Raw genomic sequence first — 2,987 nt, 5'->3', positions numbered from 1 at the left:
TTATAATGGTCCTGCATCCTCTTTTCCTTCACGCATTCCCATTCCAGCTTCTTTTCTCATTGCTTTTCTGTGATACATCATTTTAATCAAGTTCTGCGCATGTTCACGAGCCCTGTTTTCCGCAAGCTTTGCAAGTTCAACCGGATCTTCCTCTTCATCTTCATGGACAAATACTTCTAAAATGTGAGTGTTTGTCATTAATTGCGCATTAATTAGTCCTGTTGATGCTTCATGAGCACACATCTTGTCTTTTTCCATAGGTCCAGGCATTCCAAGTGCCATTACTATATCACAGTTTTCCTCTTCAATGAGAATTTTGGCAGTTACCGGCAAGTCTTTTACGCCAGGAACTGTTTGTCTGATAATTTTTAAATCATAAGCATTGTTTTTAAGCTCATCAATAGCTGCCGCAGCCATGTCAAAGCGAGCAAATGTTGTATCACAAATTCCAATTCTCATATTAAATTCACCTTATGAAAAAATATGTCTTTAATAATATAAATGTTTAGTTAATAATCAAAAAGTATTATGAATTAATACTGCAAGTAATACTTTGGACAGTATAATTATGAAAAAAAATCTGATTTAAAAAAAAAATTAGTTTTTGTTTAACAATTCTAAAAACTTATCCTTAGCTTCATCAATTGTTAACGGATAGTCCCCATGCATGTCATATCCTTCCTTTTCAAGGTCCTGGAATAATTCAGTGACAATAGGAACTTTCAAATTAGCTTGTTCCAAGATTTCAGGTTTAGCAAAAATCTCTTTAGGTGTGCCTTCAGCAATTAACAGACCATCAACTAAAACAAAGACACGTTCAGCATAGTTCGGAACCAAATCCACTTCGTGTGTTGAAATTATGATTGTAATTCCTTCATCATTAAGTTCTCTTAATAATATTGATAAATCAACAACACCCTGAGGGTCTAGACCTGCAGTAGGTTCATCCAAAACCATGACTTCAGGCTTCATTGCAAGAATTCCAGCAATGGCAACACGTTTCTTTTGCCCTCCGCTTAAATGATGAGGCGCCTTTTTCTCAAATCCGGACATGCCTACACGAGCCAGTGCATCTTCAACCCTATCCTGAACCTCTTCCATAGACAATCCCAAATTGAGAGGTCCGAATGCAACATCCTCTTCAACTGTAGGGGCGAATATCTGATCATCAGGGTTTTGGAAAACGATTCCTACTTTCTGTCTGAATTTTAGTAATGATTTCTTATCATATTTTAGTTCCTCACCATCAATGAAAACTTGACCTTCATCAGGTTCATAAATCCCATTCAAATGAAGAAACAAAGTTGATTTACCGGCACCGTTTTTACCTAAAAGAGCAACCATTTCTCCCTTTTCAATTTTTAAGCTAACTCCTTTAAGAGCCTGATACTCTGAATTATAAGCATATTTAATATTTTTTACTTCTAACATATTTTTCCTCTATTTTCTTGGTTCATAAATCGGAAGTTCACCTGTGTACCCTCTGGAGTCAAGAGAATGCTGTAATGTTTCACTTTTATCAAGAGACCTTAAAAATATTGTACTTACAAGAGCACCTAAAGACTTGAATGAAGTCCAGTATGAATGATATCCTAATCTAGAATTTTGGGCCTTCTGCATGGTATCAATTTCATTCAGGAATATGAAAATAACATTATACATCAAAAGTGCAATTTCAACCATGACTTTAGGAACTTTCAAAGTCCTAAGACAGTGTAAAATTTTTGATATTGGTGTTGTAAGTGCTAAAAAACCTAAAATAGGCAAACAACCCAATACACGCATAAATGTATAAACCGCATAATGAAATGAATCATCAGTGACAACTATACCAAATATTCCTGTTTCATATATTACCTCCCCTTTTCCAAAGAAGAACAGTAAAAAGATACATGTTATTACAAGAAATGCCATTGGAATTGTTAGAAATTTAAAATATGATCTGAAGTTGATTTTAGCAATGGCCAATATTACAATAGACATTACAACAAATATGAATACGTCAAAATATAGATTATCAAGTGCTAATGTAACAATTAACAAAATAATTGTTAAAAACAGTTTAACATAAGGATTGAATTCAGTTAACTCATTGTTATGTGCAATATAATCCATATCAAATTTCATAAAATCACTTTAAAAAAAAAGAAAAAATAAAAGAAGAATCAAATTATTCTTCTTTACCTTGTCCTCTCCAGTAACCAAATGCATAACCAATAATGATTGCACCTATAGCTGCTTGAAGAGCAAATAATAAACTTTCTATTTCACCACTAGGTGGTTCCCATATAGATGAAAACCAAGGTTGGAAACCTGTTTCTTCGATAGCTTCACCAGCTGCATCGTCTGCACCGCCGAAGTATCCATCATCTTCTCCATGACCATTAAACATTATTAATGGTGCAACGAATAAAATGATACAAACAACAGCTAAAATAATTAATGTTGATGTTTTCATTTATATCACCTTATGCTTCATTAGGAGCTAAAGCACCTAATTTATCTAATAATTTTGGTTTGTAAGCTTTTAATCTGTCCCAGATAATTACAGTTAATAAACCTTCACCAATAGCTAATGGCACTTGAGTTACTGCGAAAATAACTAAGAATTTAGTTAATGCTGATCCAAAACTTGGAGCAGGGAATGCAAATGCTAATTGGAATGAAGTAGCTACATAAGTTAATAAATCTCCTAAAAATGCTGCAAAGAAGATTGCAATAGTTGAAGATACATTAGCTTTAGTCAAACCTTTATATATTAACCATGCTGCTAATGGTCCTACAATACCCATGGAGAATATGTTTGCACCTAAAGTGGTTAATCCACCGTGAGCAAGTAAGATTGCTTGGAATAAAAGTACAATGGTTGCGAGTACTGCAGTTACTGCAGGACCGAATAATGCTGCACCTAATCCGTTACCACAAGGGTGAGAACAACTTCCAGTAACAGAAGGTAATTTCAAAGATGATAAGACGAACATGAATGC

General features: G+C 34.1%; 5 protein-coding genes. All 5 read right to left on the bottom strand.

Going from position 1 to position 2,987, the window contains the following annotated elements; all coding sequences use genetic code 11:
* Positions 1 to 459, bottom strand: a complete 459-nt coding sequence (ribC, locus tag ACJMLH_RS01340) for a riboflavin synthase (protein ID WP_067041664.1) — start codon at positions 457 to 459, stop codon at positions 1 to 3.
* Positions 460 to 597: 138 nt separating this feature from the next.
* A complete protein-coding gene (locus ACJMLH_RS01335; protein WP_405274138.1) occupies positions 598 to 1,431 on the bottom strand; it encodes an ATP-binding cassette domain-containing protein in 834 nt (277 codons plus the stop codon).
* A gap of 9 nt (positions 1,432 to 1,440) precedes the next feature.
* Positions 1,441 to 2,127, bottom strand: a complete 687-nt coding sequence (cbiQ, locus tag ACJMLH_RS01330; protein ID WP_405274137.1) for a cobalt ECF transporter T component CbiQ — start codon at positions 2,125 to 2,127, stop codon at positions 1,441 to 1,443.
* A 43-nt stretch (positions 2,128 to 2,170) separates the two neighbouring features.
* Positions 2,171 to 2,458 carry an energy-coupling factor ABC transporter substrate-binding protein gene (locus ACJMLH_RS01325; RefSeq protein WP_405274136.1) on the bottom strand — a complete coding sequence of 96 codons (288 nt, stop codon included), beginning with the start codon at positions 2,456 to 2,458 and terminating at the stop codon, positions 2,171 to 2,173.
* 10 nt (positions 2,459 to 2,468) lie between these two features.
* Positions 2,469 to 2,987 (bottom strand): energy-coupling factor ABC transporter permease (locus ACJMLH_RS01320; protein WP_405274135.1); only part of this gene is annotated, 519 nt, incomplete at its 5' end.

The organism is Methanobrevibacter sp., assembly GCF_045116495.1.
In the GTDB taxonomy this organism is placed as follows: Archaea; Methanobacteriota; Methanobacteria; order Methanobacteriales; family Methanobacteriaceae; genus Methanocatella.
Note: the sequence above shows the minus strand (reverse complement) of the source record. Positions and strands in the feature narration are given on the sequence as shown.

Excerpts from the sequence above, each read along its gene's own strand:
- ACJMLH_RS01325 (WP_405274136.1), bottom strand. The coding sequence starts at position 2,458 with ATGAAAACATCAACATTAATTATTTTAGCTGTTGTTTGTATCATTTTA.
- ribC (WP_067041664.1), bottom strand. The coding sequence starts at position 459 with ATGAGAATTGGAATTTGTGATACAACATTTGCTCGCTTTGACATGGCT.
- ACJMLH_RS01335 (WP_405274138.1), bottom strand. The coding sequence starts at position 1,431 with ATGTTAGAAGTAAAAAATATTAAATATGCTTATAATTCAGAGTATCAG.
- cbiQ (WP_405274137.1), bottom strand. The coding sequence starts at position 2,127 with ATGAAATTTGATATGGATTATATTGCACATAACAATGAGTTAACTGAA.